This is a genomic window from Mycobacterium sp. 852014-52450_SCH5900713, from assembly GCF_001667075.1.
Classification (GTDB): domain Bacteria; phylum Actinomycetota; class Actinomycetes; order Mycobacteriales; family Mycobacteriaceae; genus Mycobacterium.
This window is the reverse complement of sequence record NZ_LZIL01000061.1, coordinates 53,140-70,751: the sequence shown is the minus strand read 5'-3', so window position 1 is coordinate 70,751 and position 17,612 is coordinate 53,140. Positions and strand designations below refer to the sequence as shown.

At 67.7% G+C, this 17,612-nt stretch carries 18 protein-coding genes; 15 read left to right on the top strand and 3 right to left on the bottom strand.

Annotated elements, in window-relative coordinates; translation table 11 throughout:
* The first annotated feature begins 9 nt into the window (after positions 1-9).
* From A5773_RS18730 to A5773_RS18720, 3 genes are all read left to right on the top strand, one after another.
* The gene (locus A5773_RS18730) at positions 10-333 is read left to right on the top strand and encodes a DUF732 domain-containing protein (RefSeq protein WP_066954081.1); all 324 of its coding nucleotides are present in this window, start codon (positions 10-12) and stop codon (positions 331-333) included.
* 99 nt (positions 334-432) lie between these two features.
* Positions 433-753, top strand: a complete 321-nt coding sequence (locus tag A5773_RS18725) for a DUF732 domain-containing protein (protein WP_066954084.1) — start codon at positions 433-435, stop codon at positions 751-753.
* Between the two features lie 147 nt (positions 754-900).
* Entirely contained in the window at positions 901-1,614 is a 714-nt protein-coding gene (locus tag A5773_RS18720) for an MgtC/SapB family protein (protein ID WP_066954682.1), read from the top strand.
* On the opposite strand, the gene A5773_RS18715 is transcribed toward A5773_RS18720, so the two are convergent.
* The gene (locus tag A5773_RS18715) at positions 1,611-2,804 is read right to left on the bottom strand and encodes an NAD(P)/FAD-dependent oxidoreductase (RefSeq protein ID WP_067792083.1); all 1,194 of its coding nucleotides are present in this window, start codon (positions 2,802-2,804) and stop codon (positions 1,611-1,613) included. The two genes, A5773_RS18720 and A5773_RS18715, sit on opposite strands and share 4 nt — an antisense overlap.
* Positions 2,805-2,897: 93 nt before the next feature.
* Between A5773_RS18715 and A5773_RS18710 the strand changes: the two genes are divergently transcribed.
* Entirely contained in the window at positions 2,898-3,830 is a 933-nt protein-coding gene (locus tag A5773_RS18710) for a sterol desaturase family protein (RefSeq protein ID WP_067792080.1), read from the top strand.
* A 94-nt stretch (positions 3,831-3,924) separates the two neighbouring features.
* Entirely contained in the window at positions 3,925-4,608 is a 684-nt protein-coding gene (locus tag A5773_RS18705) for a hypothetical protein (protein ID WP_066954094.1), read from the top strand.
* 5 nt (positions 4,609-4,613) lie between these two features.
* Here the strand turns inward: A5773_RS18705 and A5773_RS18700 are convergent, their stop codons facing one another.
* Entirely contained in the window at positions 4,614-5,069 is a 456-nt protein-coding gene (locus tag A5773_RS18700; protein WP_066954099.1) for a nitroreductase/quinone reductase family protein, read from the bottom strand.
* 113 nt (positions 5,070-5,182) lie between these two features.
* Here A5773_RS18700 and A5773_RS18695 point away from each other — a divergent pair, with 113 nt between their 5' ends.
* From A5773_RS18695 to A5773_RS18685, 3 genes are all read left to right on the top strand, one after another.
* Complete coding sequence (locus tag A5773_RS18695; protein ID WP_066954104.1) at positions 5,183-5,866, top strand: TetR/AcrR family transcriptional regulator; 684 nt, start codon at positions 5,183-5,185, stop codon at positions 5,864-5,866.
* A 130-nt stretch (positions 5,867-5,996) separates the two neighbouring features.
* Complete coding sequence (locus A5773_RS18690; protein WP_066954107.1) at positions 5,997-6,500, top strand: VOC family protein; 504 nt, start codon at positions 5,997-5,999, stop codon at positions 6,498-6,500.
* Positions 6,497-7,969 carry an FAD-binding protein gene (locus A5773_RS18685; RefSeq protein WP_067792077.1) on the top strand — a complete coding sequence of 491 codons (1,473 nt, stop codon included), beginning with the start codon at positions 6,497-6,499 and terminating at the stop codon, positions 7,967-7,969. Before A5773_RS18690 ends, A5773_RS18685 begins: the two co-directional genes overlap by 4 nt.
* A gap of 34 nt (positions 7,970-8,003) precedes the next feature.
* On the opposite strand, the gene A5773_RS18680 is transcribed toward A5773_RS18685, so the two are convergent.
* Positions 8,004-9,929, bottom strand: a complete 1,926-nt coding sequence (locus tag A5773_RS18680; RefSeq protein ID WP_067792075.1) for an ABC transporter ATP-binding protein/permease — start codon at positions 9,927-9,929, stop codon at positions 8,004-8,006.
* A gap of 93 nt (positions 9,930-10,022) precedes the next feature.
* Between A5773_RS18680 and A5773_RS18675 the strand changes: the two genes are divergently transcribed.
* The 7 genes from A5773_RS18675 to gcvH all read left to right on the top strand — a co-directional run bounded on the left by A5773_RS18675 (position 10,023) and on the right by gcvH (position 17,468).
* Positions 10,023-11,666, top strand: coding sequence for an acetolactate synthase (locus A5773_RS18675; RefSeq protein WP_067792072.1), 1,644 nt, complete (start codon positions 10,023-10,025; stop codon positions 11,664-11,666).
* Between the two features lie 124 nt (positions 11,667-11,790).
* A complete protein-coding gene (secA2, locus tag A5773_RS18670) occupies positions 11,791-14,115 on the top strand; it encodes an accessory Sec system translocase SecA2 (RefSeq protein ID WP_067792069.1) in 2,325 nt (774 codons plus the stop codon).
* 97 nt (positions 14,116-14,212) lie between these two features.
* Positions 14,213-14,842 (top strand): CDP-alcohol phosphatidyltransferase family protein, encoded by a 630-nt coding sequence (locus A5773_RS18665; protein WP_066954123.1) that lies wholly within the window; start codon positions 14,213-14,215, stop codon positions 14,840-14,842.
* A complete protein-coding gene (locus A5773_RS18660) occupies positions 14,835-15,767 on the top strand; it encodes a DUF881 domain-containing protein (protein ID WP_066954126.1) in 933 nt (310 codons plus the stop codon). Before A5773_RS18665 ends, A5773_RS18660 begins: the two co-directional genes overlap by 8 nt.
* A gap of 55 nt (positions 15,768-15,822) precedes the next feature.
* Positions 15,823-16,155 (top strand): small basic family protein, encoded by a 333-nt coding sequence (locus A5773_RS18655; RefSeq protein ID WP_007170008.1) that lies wholly within the window; start codon positions 15,823-15,825, stop codon positions 16,153-16,155.
* A 45-nt stretch (positions 16,156-16,200) separates the two neighbouring features.
* On the top strand, positions 16,201-17,040 hold the full coding sequence (locus A5773_RS18650; RefSeq protein ID WP_066954685.1) for a DUF881 domain-containing protein: 840 nt from the start codon (positions 16,201-16,203) through the stop codon (positions 17,038-17,040).
* 29 nt (positions 17,041-17,069) lie between these two features.
* Positions 17,070-17,468, top strand: a complete 399-nt coding sequence (gcvH, locus tag A5773_RS18645; RefSeq protein ID WP_066954128.1) for a glycine cleavage system protein GcvH — start codon at positions 17,070-17,072, stop codon at positions 17,466-17,468.
* Positions 17,469-17,612: the final 144 nt, after the last annotated feature.

Here is a 17,612-nt window from a genome sequence, read left to right as displayed (position 1 = left end):
AGGCGAGCAATGAAACGGTTACTGGTTCTACTGGGCGTCCCGGTGATGATCGGCCTGGCCGCACCGGCATACGCCGACCCTCCACCCGTGCCGGACGGCGACGACGGGGCGTTCCTCGCCGCCCTGCATCAGGCCGGCTTCGGCTTCGCAAGTCCGGATGCGGCCGTCGGGGCGGGCCGGGCGGTGTGTTCGTGCCTGAACAACGGGGAATCGGGCTTGGAACTGGTCCATGACGTCAAGATGCACAATCCGGGCATGGACATGGAGATGGCTTCCAACTTCGCCATGATCTCCGCGAAATACTACTGCCCGCACCAGCTCAGCAAGGCCTGATCGGGGCTTGCCAAGGTCGTATTACACTGACCCACAAGCCATTTCGCTAAGCTGAGCCAGTGCTGCAGTCGGTGTCGCGCCATGAGACAATCACCGGTTATGAGGCTGCTGCTGGCGCTGATCGCCGTTCCGGCCGCGATCCTGCTGGCCGCGCCCGCGCAGAGCGAGCCGGATGCGGGCGGCGTCGACGAGGCGGGCTTTCTCGCGTCGCTGCGAAGCGCGGGTATCACCTACAAGACGCCGGAGGCAGCCGTCCAATTCGCCCAAGCGGTGTGCACTGCGATGGGCAATGGCGAGTACGGCCCCCAGATGGTCAACGATTTGAAGGGCCAAAATCCCGGGCTCACTACGGAACACGCCACGTCGTTCCTGGCGATCGCCGCGAAATTCTACTGTCCCCAGCAACTCAACAAGAGCTAGCCTGGCGTCGGCCATAACGGGGAACCGTTTGGCGGCGCACGGGTTTCGCACGCATGGCCGCAACGCATCCGGTTCGACTCGGGGCCACCTGCCGTTCACCTGAGAATGATTAGCTCCGCCGGTGCTGACCCGGGGGAAGGACTGCTGATGGAGACCACGCTGAGCGTCGCCGATTTCGCGCTCCGGCTCGCCGTCGGCGTGGGATGTGGCGCGCTCATCGGCCTGGAGCGGCAATGGCGGGCGCGCCGGGCCGGCCTGCGGACCAACGCGCTGGTCGCCGGCGGCGCGACGTTGTTCGTGCTCTATGCCGCCGCCACCGCGGACACCAGCCCAACCAGGGTCGCGTCGTACGTGGTGTCCGGCATCGGATTCCTCGGCGGTGGCGTGATCCTGCGCGAGGGCGTCAACGTCCGGGGCCTCAACACCGCGGCCACGCTGTGGTGTTCTGCGGCGATCGGCGTCCTGGCGGCGTCAGGGCACCTGGTGTTCGCGCTGATCGGCACCGGGACCGTCATCGGCATTCACGTGTTCGGGCGCCCGCTTGGCCGGCTGATCGACCGCGACAACACCGGAGACGAAGACGAGAGTCTGCGGCCCTACCTGGTGCAGGTGGTCTCCCGTCCGAAACACGAGCAGTACACGCGCGCTCAGATCGTGCAGCACGCGAGCGGCAACGACATCACGCTGCGCGGCATCCATACCGGGCGGTCCGGCGACGACGAGGTCACGTTGACCGCGCACCTGCTCATGGACGGCGACGCCCCGTCCCGGCTGGAGCGGTTGGTGGCGGAGCTGTCGCTGCAGCCGGGAGTTCGCGCCGTTCAGTGGTACGCCGGCGACGAAGCGCAATCGGACCGCTAGGGGCGGGACTGCAGCTCCGGCGCGGCCGCGGCCAGGAGGTCGGCAGGGTTCCCGGTCAGCGGCGGGTAGATGCGCCGAGTGTTGATCGTCCGCTTGGTCGCCTTGGCCCGTTCGCCACTTGACACCAGCAGCCGATCCCACCCTTCGGTGTAAACCGCGCCGGCCGGTCCGAGGTCGAGAACCGTTACATACCAAGGGATTCGGAGAGCCAGCAGCGGCTCGCCGAACAGGTCGCTGATTACGTTGTAGCCGGCGTAGCGTCCCATCGGGCGGCCGTGTTGACACGACATCACCGACAGGTGGTCCCCGTCCATCCGGGCGGCGGCGACGTCGCCCGCGGCAAAAATTGCGGGGACGCCGACTACCCGCAGAAAGTCATCGACGGGCACCCGCCCCAGGCGGTCGCGCGCCACCGGCAAGTGCTCGGTCAGCGAGCTGGCCCGCATGCCGGCACACCACACCACCGTGGCCGCCGCCAGGTGTTCGCCCGAGGTCAGCGACACCCCGCGTTCGCTGATCGCGGCGACGCCCACGCCCGCCCGGGTCTCGACGCCGTTGGCCTCCAGCGCGGCTTCGATGACCGGACGCGCCGAGCTGCCCATGTCGGAGCCGATGCGGCTGCGATCCAGCAGCACCACCCGGGGAGTGACGTCGCTCCCAGCGAACAGCCGGCGCAACCTGTCCGGTAGCTCGCACGCCACTTCGATGCCGGTCAGTCCCGCCCCGACCACGACAACCGTGCCCGCCGCCGTTGGGGAACCGTCGGCGAGCCGAAGCAGGTGGTTCTGCAGCGCAAGGGCACCGTCATAGGTGTCGACGTCGAAGCCGAACTCCCGCAGACCCGGCACGGCGGGTTTTTGGACGTGGCTGCCCGAGGCCAGCACCAACCGGTCGTAGTCATACGTCACGCCACCCGATGTGGCGACGGTGCGGGCGTCGGTGTCGATCGCGGTCACCTCGGTGGCGACGTGTGCCACACCCACGGGGTCGAGCAGGCCGGCGAGCGGAACGCGGCATGGGCGCAGGTCAGCCTCGTAATTGCGCACCCGGATGTCGTGAAAGGGCTGGGTGGCCAACACGGTGATGTCGACAACGCCCGTCGGGATGGCCAGCTCGTCGAGCCGGCGGGCTGCACCGAGCGCCGCCCATAATCCGGCAAAGCCCGAGCCGATCACCACCACAGCGGTCAACTGTCCAAGCCCTCCGATCCGTCAGCACAGTGTGGACCGCATGCCGGACCAAGGCGACCCGACTGTCCCGCGGTTCGTCGTAGTCTTATCCCTGTGAGTGCGCTCTCAGATTTCGTGTCCGCGCTGCCCCCGCAGATGCGGGATCCCGTGCTGCTCGCCATTCCCTTCTTCTTGTTGCTGTTGACGCTGGAATGGGCGGCGGCCCGAAAGCTGGAGAGCATCGTCGAAAACGCGCGGCCGGTCTCCGGCGCATACCTCACGCGTGACTCGCTGGCCAGCATCTCGATGGGGCTGGTCTCAGTGGGCACCACCGCCGCCTGGAAGACTCTGGCGCTGTTCGGCTACGCCGCGATCTATGCCTATGTGGCGCCGTGGCACCTCTCGGCCGCCCATTGGTACACCTGGGTCATCGCCATTCTCGGGGTTGACCTGCTGTATTACGCCTATCACCGGATCGCGCACCGGGTGCGGCTGATCTGGGCGACGCACCAGGCCCACCACTCCAGCGAATACTTCAACTTCGCGACCGCGCTGCGCCAGAAGTGGAACAACAGCGGCGAAATCCTGATGTGGGTGCCCCTGCCGCTGCTGGGGATCCCGCCCTGGATGGTGTTCTTCAGTTTCTCGATCAGCCTGATCTACCAGTTCTGGGTGCACACCGAGCGGATCGACAAGCTGCCGCGGGTCTTCGAATTCGTCTTCAACACCCCGTCACATCACCGGGTGCACCACGGGATGGATCAGATCTACCTCGACAAGAACTACGGCGGAATCCTCATCCTCTGGGACCGGCTGTTCGGCAGCTTCCAGGCCGAGTTGTTCCGCCCCCACTACGGCCTGACCAAGCGGGTCGACACGTTCAACATCTGGAAGCTGCAGACCCGGGAATACGTCGCGATCGCCCACGACTGGCGCACCGCGACCCGGCTGCGCGACCGGCTGGGCTATGTCTTCGGCCCGCCGGGCTGGGCCCCACGCACCGCGGACCGCACCGAGGCCGCCGTTTCCCTGGCGACATCTCCGTAACACCGGCGGCGGACGGCGCGAAGACTTCTGCGTAACGGAAAGTCACGCCGTAATCTCAAATCGGTCGAGATTTGGCCCGGACGGATCGGAGTTGATGGTGCGTCGCCTGGCAATGCGAGCGTTCACCGCGTCGATCACCGTGGCCGCGTTCGCGCAATGGATGCCGCCCGCCCCGGCCAAGGCCGACCCCGTCATGGTCTATCCGGGCATGGAGATCCGCCAGGACAATCGCGTCTGCACGCTGGGCTACGTCGACCCCAACCTCAAGATCGCGTTCACCGCGGGGCACTGCCGCGGCGGCGCGGGCGTCGTCACGGACCGGGGCGGGGCCGTGATCGGCCGCCTGGCCGCCTTCCGGGACAACACCCCCAGCGGCACGACGGTGGCCACCGACCAGCTGATCACCGACTACGAGGCGATCGTGCTGGACAACGGCGTGATGGCGAACAACGTCCTGCCCGGCGGGCGTCCACTGATCTCGAATCCGGCGGCGGCGCTCGCCCCCGGACAGGCGATCTGCCACTTCGGGGTCAGCACCGGCGAAACCTGCGGGACGGTGGAGAGCGTGAACAACGGCTGGTTCACCATGTCGCACGGGGTGCAGAGCCACAACGGCGATTCGGGCGGCCCGGTGTACCTGCCTTCCAGCGCAGGTCCGGGGCTGCTCGTGGGGATCTTCAACAGCGTGTGGGGGGATTTCCCGGCGGCGGTGTCATGGCGGGCCACCTCAGAGGAAGTCCGTGAGGACCTCGGTGTGACGCGCGGGGGCGCCCGCTAGGCGATTCAGCGGGCCTCGTCCGCCTCCGCGAGGGCGAACACCGGGATCGTGGGTGCGACGGCGCGGAACTCCTCGTCGGTGCTGTCCGGGGTCAGTCCGGCGACGTAGTCCTTGACCTGCCAGTACCAGCGCTCCAGATATCGCCGCAGCAGTTCCGTTTTGGCCGCGTCGGCCACCTCGCTGACCCTGGCGCGACGCCGGCGCCAGCGCGGGCCGGTCTCGACGACGCCCGCGGCCCGAACGTTGCGGGCCCACTGGGTGTTGCCGCGCGGTGAGACCAGGTAGTCGACCCCGTCAACGGTCAGCAGATTGATGACGACCGCCCGCGTCTTCCCACTTTTGCGCCCGCGCACCCGCAGCGCATGGGTGCCGGCGATGCTGACTCCCATCTCGGCAAGCCAGCGGATCACCGCGTTGGCGGCTCGCACGACCCCGCTCGGTTCTTCGTATCGGGTGGACATGTCGCATCCTCTCTCGCCAACCTACCGAGAGCACTGCTCTCTAAGGCGGGGACATTGCCACACTCCTGACCAGAAAGCAAGAGCGGTGATCTCGGTTATGCCAGACTGACCGCGTGGGCAAACGCCAGGAGACCCGGCAGCAGATCGAGGCGCGCATCATCCAGCTCGGTCGCCAGCAGCTGGTCGACCGCGGTGCGGCCGGGTTGTCCGTGCGTGCGATCGCACGGGACCTCGGCATGGTGTCGTCGGCCGTGTACCGCTACGTGTCCAGCCGCGACGAGCTGCTGACTTTGCTGCTGGTCGACGCCTACTCCGACCTGGCCGACGCCGTCGATCGCGCCCGCGAGGCGGTCGGGGACCTTTGGAGCGACGATGTCATCGCCATTTCCCGGGCAACACGGGCGTGGGCCGTCGCGCACCCGGCCCGCTGGGCCCTGCTGTACGGCAGCCCGGTGCCCGGCTATCACGCACCGCCGGAGCGCACCGTGGCCGTGGGAACCCGGGTGGTGGCGGCCTTCTTCGACGCCGTCGCGTCCGGCATCGCCACCGGCGACATCAGGCTGACCGATACCGTTGCGCCCCAACCGATGTCGTCGGACTTTGAGCGGATTCGCCAGGAGTTCGGGTTTCCCGGCGACGATCAGGTGGTCGCCAAGTGCTTCCTGCTGTGGGCGGGGGTGCTGGGGGCGATCAGTCTCGAGGTGTTCGGGCAATACGGCGCCGATACCCTGACCGACCCCGAGGCGGTGTTCGACGCGCAGCTTCGGCTGCTGGTGGATGTGTTGAGCCAACATTGACGGCCGGGGCCGGGCCACCCGCGGAATTAGAACACGTTCACCCACCATGCGGGGCAATGCAGCCGCTCGCCATGGCAAAGTTTTCGCGGCCCTTTCTGGCTGCCGAGCCACTGGACTATTCTGCAGGACGATGACCCTTCCCGTTCAATCGCCGACGCAGATCGCGTGGGTTACCACCGACCTGGACGCCACGGAAACCGCCCTCACCGGCTTGTTAGGTGTGCGCAAATGGGTCCGGATACCCGACGTGCACTTTGCTCCGGACTCCTGCAGCTACCTTGGCAAGCCAGCCGATTTCGTCGCCAGCATCTCGCTGAGCTACCTCGGCGACATGCAGCTGGAACTGATCCAACCCGTCCGTGGGGAGAACATCTATAGTGACTTTCTGCGCGAATCGGGGCCCGGCCTGCACCACATTTGCGTGGAGGCGGAGAGCCCCGGGCAGTTCGACGCGGTGTTGGCCGAGGCCGTGGAATTCGGCGCCGCGGTCGTGCAGCAAGGCGTGATGCCCGGCGGGATTCAGTTCGCCTATGTGTCAGCGCCGCAGGCGGCGGTGCCGTTTGTCGAGATCGCGTACATCGCGCCCGAGATGAGGGCGTTTTACGACTACATCAAACAGGAGCAGCGCCAATGAGCACCGAGATACCGGCGACGGTCAGCGCGGACGACGTGACGTCGTGGTCAGATGACGTCGACGTGGTGGTGGTCGGCTTCGGCATCGCCGGCGGCTGCGCCGCTGTCAGCGCGGCGGCCGCCGGGGCGAAGGTGCTGGTGCTGGAGCGCGCCGCGGCGGCGGGCGGGACGACGTCGCTCGCCGGGGGCCACTTCTATTTGGGTGGAGGAACGGCGGTTCAGGAGGCGACGGGCCATGCCGACTCGCCCGAGGAGATGTACAAGTACCTGGTCGCCGTGTCCCGTCAGCCGGATCACGAGAAGATCCGGGCCTACTGCGAGGGCGGCGTCGAGCACTTCAATTGGCTGGAAGACCTGGGTTTTCAATTCGAGCGCAGCTACTTTCCGGGCAAGGCGGTCATTCAGCCCAACACCGAGGGTCTGATGTTCACCGGCAACGAGAAGGTGTGGCCCTTCTTGGAGCAGGCGGTGCCGGCGCCGCGCGGCCACAAGGTGCCCGTGCCCGGCGACACCGGGGGCGCCAGCATGGTGATCGATCTGCTGCTGAAGCGCGCCGCGAACCTGGGCGTGCAGATCCGTTACGAGACGGGCGCGACCGAACTCATCGTGGACGGTTCGGGCGCGGTGAGCGGCGTCATGTGGAAGCAGTTCTCCGAAACCGGTGCGATCAAAGCAAAGTCGGTGATCGTCGCTGCCGGGGGATTCGTGATGAATCCGGAGATGGTTGCCAAGTACACCCCCAAGCTGGCCGAGAAACCGTTCGTGCTGGGCAACACCTACGACGACGGGCTGGGCATCCGGATGGGCGTCTCGGCCGGCGGCGCAACCGAGCACATGGACCAGATTTTCATCACGGCTCCGCCCTACCCGCCGTCGATCCTGTTGACGGGCATCATCGTGAACAAACTGGGACAGCGCTTCGTCGCCGAGGATTCCTACCATTCCAGGACTTCCGGGTTCATCATGGATCAGCCGGACAGCGCGGCGTTCCTCATCGTCGACGAGGCGCACCTAGAGCACCCCAAGATGCCGCTGGTCCCGCTGATCGACGGCTGGGAGACGGTCCCGGAAATGGAAGCCGCACTTGGCATTCCGGAGGGCAACCTGGTCGCGACGCTGGACCGTTACAACGCCAACGCCGCCCGCGGCGAGGACCCGGATTTTCACAAGCAGCCCGAATTCCTTGCGGCACAAGATCACGGGCCATGGGGGGCGTTCGACATGTCATTGGGTAAGGCGATGTACGCCGGTTTCACCATCGGCGGACTCGCCACGTCCGTGGACGGCGAGGTGCTGCGCGAGGACGGCACCGTCGTGCCGGGCCTGTACGCCGCCGGGGCGTGCGCGTCCAACATCGCCCAGGACGGTAAGGGCTACGCCAGCGGCACGCAGCTGGGGGAGGGCTCGTTCTTCGGCCGCCGCGCCGGAGCGCACGCGGCCCGAGGGGCCGGGGGAGCGAAGGCGCGCTAAGGCCCCGCGCCGGAGCGCACGCGGCCCGAAAACGCTAGACGCGCGCGGGTTCCTTCTTTTCCTCCACGGGTCCCAGCCGCCACGGCCCTCCGCCGAGCAATTGCAGCTCTTGTTCGTGGTGCTGCTCAACGGTCGGCCGATGGCTGACGCTGACCACCACGCAGTCCGGCAGCTCGGTCCGCATCAGCTGGTACAACGCGAATTCCAGGCCTTCGTCCAGCGCGGAGGTGGCCTCGTCCAGGAAGACCGCTTTGGGCTTGGTGAGCAGGATGCGCGCGAAGGCGACACGCTGCTGCTCGCCCGGGGACAGCACCTTGGCCCAATCCCGCTCTTCGTCGAGCCGGTCCACCAGTGGCGCCAGCGCGACTTTGGTGAGCACCTCGCCCAGTTCGGCATCGGAGACGTCGTCCGGCGAGTTCGGGTAGCACACCACGGTGCGCAGGCTGCCCAGCGGCACGTACGGCAACTGCGACAGGAACATCGTCGCGTTGTCACCCTGCGGACGGCAGAGGGTTCCGGACGCGTACGGCCACAACTCGGCCAGACTGCGCAGCAGCGTGGTCTTGCCGGCACCGGAGCGCCCTGTGATCACCAGCGAATCGCCCTCGGCGAGTTGAACATCGAGCGGGTCGATCAGCCGATCGCCGGCCGGCGTGCGTACCTCGATGTCGCGAAGCTCGACGGGCGCCTCTTCGCTCGGCTTGACCAGGATGGTCGGCAGCGCGCGGCCCTTGTCGTTGGCGTCGACCAGCCCGTGCAACCGGATGATCGACGCGCGGAAGGCCGCGAACGCGTCGTAGTTGTTGCGGAAGAACGACAGCGAATCCTGGATGTTGCCGAAGGCGGTCGCGCTCTGCCCGACGTCGCCGAAGTCGATCCGGCCGGCGAACAGGCGCGGCGCCTGAATTACCCACGGCAGCGGAACGATTGCCTGCGACACCGACCAGTTCCAGCCGTTGAAGATGATGGTCCGGCGGACGAACTTGCGGTAGTTGTCGATGATCGGGGTGAAGCGCCGCCACAATTGCGCCCGCTCCACTCGCTCGCCGCGGTAGAAGCCCACGGCCTCCGCGGCATCCCGCAATCGGACCAGGGCATACCGGAATGCGGCGTTCAACTTCTCGTTGTTGAAGCTGAGCCAGATCAGCGGATGGCCGAGCCAGATCGCCACCAGCGTGGCCACCAGCACGTAGATCAGGACGGTCCAGAACATCGCGCGCGGGAACTCGACGCCCAACACGGTCAGGCTGCCGGACAGGTTCCACAGGATCGCGGCGAAGGAGATCACCGAGGCCACCGCGTTCACGGCCCCGAACAGCAGGGTGCTGCCGGTCCCGTTCGAGGGGATGTTCGGGGTGCCACCCGCATTCGCGGTGAAGATGTCGATGTCCTGCTGGATGCGCTGGTCGGGGTTGTCGATGGTGTGGTCGATGAACAGGTCCCGGTAGTAAGCCCGGCCGGCGAGCCAGTCGTCGGTGAGATTGGCCGTCAGCCACATCCGCCAGGCGATGATGAACCGCTGCGTCAGATAGATGTCCACCATGAACCGGATGACGTACAAGACCGCCAGCACGCTGAAGATCGCGATCGACATCCAAAAGCCGTGTATCCCGGACTGTTTGACGTTTTCGTCGTCGGCGGCGAGGCCCTGCACAGCCTTTTGCACCGCGGTGTACAGGTCGTTGCCCTGGTAGCTGAGCAACACCATCAGCCGCACGGACAGGAGTACGGACAGCAACAGCACGCCCAGCATCACCCACACCCGCACGCTGTGCGCACCGACGAAGTAACCGCGCGTGATCCGCCAGAACTGCTGGCCCCAGGGCGTGAGGTACCTGAAGGCGACCAGCGCAATGAACAGCACCACCGCGCTGATCACCCACGCGATGGCTACCCACCGCAGGGAATCCACGGCGGCCGTGGACCAGTCGATCGACGGCTTGAACGGCTTCGGGCCCATGGTCGCTATCTCCTCGGGGTCGAGCTGGTGGACTCTGCCGGAACTTCAAATCCTCCGGCGAAGGTACCCGAAGGATCTGGATAGGCTGCGGTTATGAGCACCGACGCCATCTCCACACAAACATTGCACGCCGGCCGGCTGATCGCGCGGCGCCTGCGCGCCAGCGGTGTCGACACCGTCTTCACGTTGTCGGGTGGCCACCTGTTTTCCGTTTACGACGGCTGCCGCGAGGAAGGGATTCGGCTGATCGATACCCGTCACGAGCAGACCGCGACTTTCGCCGCCGAAGGGTGGTCGAAAGTGACGAGGGTGCCCGGCGTCGCCGCGCTCACCGCGGGGCCGGGCGTCACCAACGGCATGAGCGCGATGGCGGCGGCTCAGCAGAACCAGTCGCCCCTGGTCGTTTTGGGCGGCCGGGCGCCCGCGCAGCGGTGGGGCATGGGCTCGCTGCAGGAGATCGATCACGTGCCGTTCGTGGCACCGCTGGCCCGCTTCGCCGCCACGGCGCAATCTGCCGGGGACGCCGGCCGGCTCGTCGATGAGGCGTTGCTGGCGGCGGTTGGCGCCCCGTCGGGCGTCGGGTTCGTCGACTTCCCCATGGACCACGTGTTTTCCATGTCCGAGGATCACGGCCGCCCCGGCGCCCTCACCAACCTGCCGCCGGGGCCCACTCCCGACGGCGGTGCGCTGGGTCGCGCCGCCGGCCTGCTCTCGGCGGCGCAGCGGCCGGTGATCATGGCGGGCACCAACGTCTGGTGGGGACACGGGGAGGCGGCGCTGCTGCGCCTCGCCGAGGAACTGCAAATCCCTGTGCTGATGAACGGGATGGCGCGCGGCGCGGTGCCCGCCGATCACCCGTTGGCCTTCTCCCGGGTGCGTGGAAAAGCGTTGGGGGAGGCCGACGTTGCGCTGATCGTCGGCGTCCCCATGGACTTCCGGCTCGGCTTCGGTGCGGTGTTCGGGCCACAAACCAAGCTCATCGTGGTGGATCGGGCCGAACCCGAGCGCAACCATCCCCGACCGGTTGAGGCCGAGCTCTACGGGGACCTGCTGTCGACACTCGCGGCGCTGGCGGCCGGCGGCGGGACCGATCATCGAGCGTGGATCGACGACCTGCGGGCGGCCGAAACCGAGGCGCGCGGCAAGGAGAAGGCCGAGCTCGCCGACGACCGCGTCCCGTTGCACCCCATGCGGGTGTATGCGGAGCTGGCGCCGATGCTGGACCGCGACGCGATCGTCGTCATCGACGCCGGTGACTTCGGGTCCTACGCCGGACGGGTGATCGACAGCTACCAAGCGGGCTGTTGGCTGGACAGCGGCCCCTTCGGCTGCCTCGGCTCGGGCCCCGGTTACGCCCTGGCCGCCAAGCTCGCCCGGCCGGACCGTCAGGTCGTCCTCCTGCAGGGCGACGGCGCCTTCGGCTTCAGCGGCATGGAATGGGACACCCTGGTTCGGCACAACGTGCCCGTCGTCTCGGTGATCGGCAACAACGGAATCTGGGCGCTGGAAAAGCACCCCATGGAGGCGTTGTACGGCTATTCGGTGGTGGCGGAACTGCGTCCGGGCACCCGCTATGACGAGGTGGTGCGTGCCCTGGGTGGCCACGGCGAGCTGGTCTCCGCGCCGGCCGAGCTGCGGCCCGCGCTGGAACGCGCCTTCGCCAGCGGCCTGCCCGCGGTCGTCAACGTCCTCACCGACCCCAACGTCGCCTACCCACGCCGCTCGAACCTGGCCTGATGAGTCGCCTTGCCCCCTCGCCGCTGCGCAGCTGGGAGGTACCCCCACCTCACGCCGCGACGCGGCGTGCATCGTCGCCGACTGGCCTGAGCTCACGCGGCGGCCCACCGCGTACCGTTGACCTGTGCCAAAGACCTCCCGCGCGCAGCCCGGCGGCCTGAGCAGCCGATTTTGGCGACTGCTCGGCGCCAGCACCGAAAAGAACCGCAACCGATCCCTTTCCCAGGTCACCGACTCGTCGGAGTATGACGAGGAAGCCGCCGGCCTTACCGACGAGCAGCTCCGCAAGGCCGCCGGTCTGCTCAAGCTGGACGATCTCGCGGAGCCCGAGGACATCCCGCAATTCCTCGCGGTCGCCAGGGAGGCGGCCGAACGGGCGACCACGCTGCGCCCGTTCGACGTGCAGCTGCTGGGTGCGCTGCGCATGCTCGCCGGCGACGTCATCGAAATGGCCACGGGTGAAGGGAAAACGCTCTCCGGAGCGATCGCGGCTGCGGGCTACGCGCTGGCCGGGCGGCATGTGCACGTGGTGACCATCAACGATTACCTGGCCCGCCGTGACGCGGAGTGGATGGGCCCGCTCATCGAGGCGATGGGGTTGACGGTCGGCTGGATCACCGCCGAGTCGACCAGCGAGGAGCGCCGCGCCGCCTATGGCTGCGACGTCACCTATGCCTCGGTCAACGAGATCGGTTTCGACGTGCTGCGCGATCAACTCGTGGTCGACGTCGACGACCTGGTGTCACCCAACCCCGACGTGGCCCTGATCGACGAGGCCGACTCGGTGCTCGTCGACGAGGCGTTGGTGCCGCTGGTGCTGGCGGGTACCACGCACCGGGAGACGCCGCGGCTGGAGATCATCAAGCTGGTCGGACAGCTGAAACCGGACACCGATTTCGAGACCGACGCCGACAGCCGCAACGTCCATTTGACCGACGTCGGGGCGCGCAAGGTCGAGAAGGCGCTCGGCGGCATCGACCTCTACTCCGAGGAGCACGTCGGCACGACCCTGACCGAGGTCAACGTCGCGCTGCACGCGCATGTGTTGTTGCAGCGCGACGTGCACTACATCGTCCGGGACGACGCGGTGCACCTGATCAACGCCGCCCGCGGCCGCATCGCCCAACTGCAGCGCTGGCCGGACGGCCTGCAGGCCGCGGTGGAGGCGAAGGAGGGGATCGAGACCACCGAAACCGGGGAAGTGCTCGACACGATCACGGTGCAGGCACTGATCAATCGCTACGAAACCGTGTGCGGCATGACCGGCACGGCGCTGGCCGCCGGGGAGCAGCTGCGCCAGTTCTACAAGCTGGGCGTGTCCCCAATTCCGCCGAATGAGCCCAACATTCGCGAGGACGAGTCCGACCGCGTCTACATCACGGCCGCGGCCAAGAACGACGGGGTCGTCGCGCACATCGCCGAGGTGCATGAGACCGGGCAACCGGTGCTGGTCGGCACGCGGGACGTGGCCGAATCCGAGGAGCTGCACGAGCGGCTGCTGCGCCGGGGCGTACCCGCGGTGGTGCTAAACGCGAAGAACGACGCCGAGGAAGCCGAGGTCATCGCCGAGGCCGGGAAGTACGGGGCGGTCACCGTGTCGACGCAAATGGCGGGGCGCGGCACCGACATTCGGCTCGGCGGCTCCGACGAAGCCGACCATGACAGGGTCGCCGAACTCGGCGGGCTGCACGTGGTCGGCACCGGACGGCATCACACCGAGCGGCTGGACAACCAGCTGCGCGGCCGCGCCGGACGCCAGGGCGACCCCGGCTCGTCCGTGTTTTTCTCGAGTTGGGAAGACGACGTGGTGGCGGCCAACCTCGACCACAACAAGCTTCCGATGGAAACCGACGAAGACGGCCGGATCGTCAGCCCCAAGGCGGCCGGGCTGCTCGACCACGCCCAGCGCGTAGCCGAGGGCCGGATGCTCGACGTGCACGCTAATACCTGGCGCTACAACCACCTGATCGCCCAGCAGCGCGCCATCATCGTCGATCGGCGAAACACGTTGCTGCGCACCGCAAGCGCGCGCGAGGAGCTCGCCGAGCTGGCGCCCAAGCGGTACAAGGAGTTGTCGAAGGACATTCCCGAGGATCGCCTCGAGAAGATCTGCCGGCAGATCATGCTCTATCACCTCGACCGCGGCTGGGCCGATCATCTGGCGTACCTCGCCGACATCCGCGAAAGCATCCACCTGCGGGCGCTGGGCCGGCAGAATCCGCTGGACGAGTTCCACCGGCTGGCGGTCGACGCGTTCGCGTCGCTGGCCGCGGATGCGATCGAGGCCGCGCAGCAGACGTTCGAGACGGCGAACGTCCTCGAGGAGGAACAGGGCCTGGATCTGTCCAAGCTGGCCCGGCCCACCTCGACGTGGACCTACATGGTCAACGACAACCCGCTGTCCGACGACACGCTATCCACGCTGAGCCTGCCCGGCGTTTTCCGCTAGGTCGTCGACGGCGGGCGCCGAATGTGCGTCCAGCCGCACACCGGGGACCGAGTGTGCGTCCAGCCGCGCACTCGGCGTTCGACTAAGGTCACGGCTTATGGAGCCGGCGCTTCCGCCCAATCGGGTGCTGACGGTCCCCAACGCGCTGAGCGCGATCCGCCTGGTGCTCATCGGAGTGTTCGTCTACGCCCTGCTGGTCGCGCACGCCAACGGCTGGGCGGTCGGAATTTTGATGTTCAGCGGGGCGTCCGACTGGGCCGACGGCAAGATCGCCCGGCTGCTCGATCAGTCGTCGCGGCTCGGCGTTCTGCTCGACCCGGCGGTCGACCGCCTCTACATGGTCTGCGTTCCCGTCGTGATGGCGCTGAGCGGGATCGTGCCGTGGTGGTTTGTCGCCATCCTGCTGGCGCGCGACGGGCTGCTGGCCGCGACGCTGCCGCTGCTGTGGAGCCGCGGGCTGTCCGCGCTGCCCGTCACCTACATCGGAAAGGCCGCCACGTTCGCACTGATGTCCGGTTTTCCGCTGGTGCTGCTCGGGACGTGGGACGCCCTGTGGAGCAGGGTCGTCGGGGCCTGCGGCTGGGCGTTCCTGATCTGGGGCATGTACGGCTACCTCTGGGCGTTCACGCAGTACGTGGTGCAGATGACGTTGGTGCTGCGCCGGATGCCCCGGGTCAAACACGGCGGACGCCCGCCCGCCGCACCGAAGGCGGTCGAACATGGCTGACCCGGACCGCCTGCTCGGCGGCTACGACCCCAACGCCGGGCGCAGCGCCCACGTGGCGGCGCGCCCGCAGCTGATCCCGGTGCCGTCCCTGCTGCGTGCCCTGCTCTCCGAGCACCTGGACCCCGGCTACGCCGCGGCGGCGGCCAAACGCAGCGACGCCGCGGGGCACGGGCACGGGCACGGGCGCGACCGCGCCTTCGGCTGGCTGTGGCAGGCGTTGGCGGCGCTGCTGATCGCCACGGTCTTCGCCGCCGCCGTCGCGCAGGCCCGCTCGGTGGCGCCCGGTGTGCGCTCGGCGCAGCAACTGCTGCTGGGCAATGTGCGTTCCACCGAGAACACCGCGGCCAAACTCGCCCAGCGGCGCACCGAACTGTCCGCCCGGGTGGATGGCGTGCAGCGCCGCGCACTGGCCGACGACGCCGAAGGGCAGCGGCTGCTGGCCCGCCTCGATGCGCTCGGCCTGGCGGCGGCCAGCACGGCGGTCATCGGCCCCGGGCTGAAGGTCACCGTGACCGACCCGGGCGCCAGCCCGAACCTTTCCGACGTTTCCAAGCAGCGGCTCGGCGGCAGCAGGCAGATCATTTTGGACCGGGATCTGCAGCTGGTCGTCAACTCGTTGTGGGCCAGCGGCGCCGAGGCGATTTCGGTCGGCGGGGTCCGCATCGGGCCCAACGTGACCATCCGGCAAGCCGGCGGCGCGATCCTGGTTGACAACAATCCCACCAGCAGCCCGTACACGATCCTGGCGGTGGGGCCGCCCCGCGCGATGCGAGACGTCTTCGACCAGAGCTCCGGCCGACAGCGTCTTAAGCTGCTTGAGGTCTCCTACGGTGTCGTCGTCACCGTCGACGCCGCCGACGGGCTGACGCTGCCCGCGGGATCGATCCGGGATATCAAGTTCGCCAAACAGATTGGGCCACAGTGAGAACAGCCCTCGACAGGCATCTACGGCTTTGCGAGTCGCGGACGGGAACTCAAGCATGATCGGCATCGCGGCGCTGGCGATCGGCATCGTGCTCGGCCTGGTCTTCCACCCCGCCGTGCCCGAGGTCGTCCAGCCGTACCTGCCCATCGCGGTGGTCGCGGCGCTGGACGCGGTGTTCGGCGGGTTGCGCGCCTATCTGGAACGCATCTTCGATCCGAAAGTCTTCGTGATCTCCTTCGTGTTCAACGTTTTCGTGGCCGCACTGATCGTGTACGTCGGCGACCAGCTGGGCGTCGGTACCCAGTTGTCCACGGCGATCATCGTGGTGTTGGGAATCCGCATCTTCGGCAACGCCGCCGCCCTGCGGCGCCGGCTGTTCGGGGCGTGACGGAGCGATGTGCAGGAGCGGCGCGATGACCGGGAGGAGGCCAGCGTGAGCCAGGACCCGGCGGACGGCGCCGCCGAAAGTGGTGACGCAGCAAGCCCTACGCAGCACGGCCGCCACGAACTTCCCGCGAAACGCCCCCGCCCGGAGATCGGGCCGGTGCGCCGCACGGGACTGTCCGCGCTGGTCCGCGGCGGTCGTTCCCGGCTGGCTTTCGGGATGTTGGCGGCCCTGTTGTGTCTGCTGTTGGGCGTCGCCATCGTCACGCAGGTCCGCCAGAACGAATCGGGCGATTCGCTGGAAACGGCGCGCCCCGCGGACTTGTTGGTCTTGTTGGACTCGCTACGTCAGCGCGAGGCCACCCTCAACGCCGAAGTGAATGAACTGCAGAACACGCTGAATTCGCTGCAGGCGTCCGGTAATAACGACCAGGCCGCCATCCAGGCCGCGCAGGCCAAGCTGGCCGCGCTGTCCATCTTGGCCGGCGCGGTCGGCGCCACCGGGCCGGGCGTCACCGTCACGATCGACGACCCCGGGCCGGGGGTTTCGCCGGAGGTGATACTCGACGTGATCAACGAACTGCGTGCCGCCGGTGCCGAGGCGATCGAAATCAACGACGCGCACCAATCCGTCCGAGTCGGTGTCGATACCTGGGTAGTGGGTATGCCTGGCTCGCTGACGGTCGACGCCAAGACGCTGTCGCCCCCGTATTCGATTCTGGCGATTGGCGATCCGCCCACCCTGGCCGCGGCGATGAACATTCCGGGCGGCGCCGAGGACAGCATCAAGCGCGTCGGTGCGCGGATGTCCGTCCGGCAGGCCGACCGGGTGGACGTGACCACCTTGCGACAACCAAAACCGCACCAATACGCTCAGCCCGTCAAGTGAGCAATTCTCCCAACCGAACAGGACGACTTGTGAGCGATATCCCGCCCGATCTGCACTACACCGCCGAACACGAGTGGGTTCGCCGCAGCGGTGAGGACACCGTGCGCGTCGGTATCACCGACTTTGCGCAGTCGGCCCTGGGCGATGTCGTCTTTGTTCAGCTGCCCGAGGTGGGCACCGAACTGACCGCGGGTGAATCGTTCGGCGAGGTCGAGTCGACGAAATCGGTCTCGGATCTGTACGCCCCGGTGTCGGGCACGGTGTCCGCGGTCAACGGCGATCTGGAAGGCAGCCCGCAGCTGGTCAACTCCGAGCCCTACGGGGGCGGGTGGCTGCTGGACGTGCAGGTGCCGGACGTCGCCGCGCTGGAGTCGGCCATTTCGTCGCTGCTTGACGCCGAGGCCTACCGCGGAACACTGACCGAATGACGATTGCTAATGTGCCTGCCAGCCCCGCGCGGCGACGCGAGCGGTGCGGCGGGCCGGCGGGGGGAAGGCGGGCAATCGGTCTTCCGATCGTCGGGTGGGGGGCACATTGCAGGCCTATGCGCGGTACCGTCGACACATCGACAC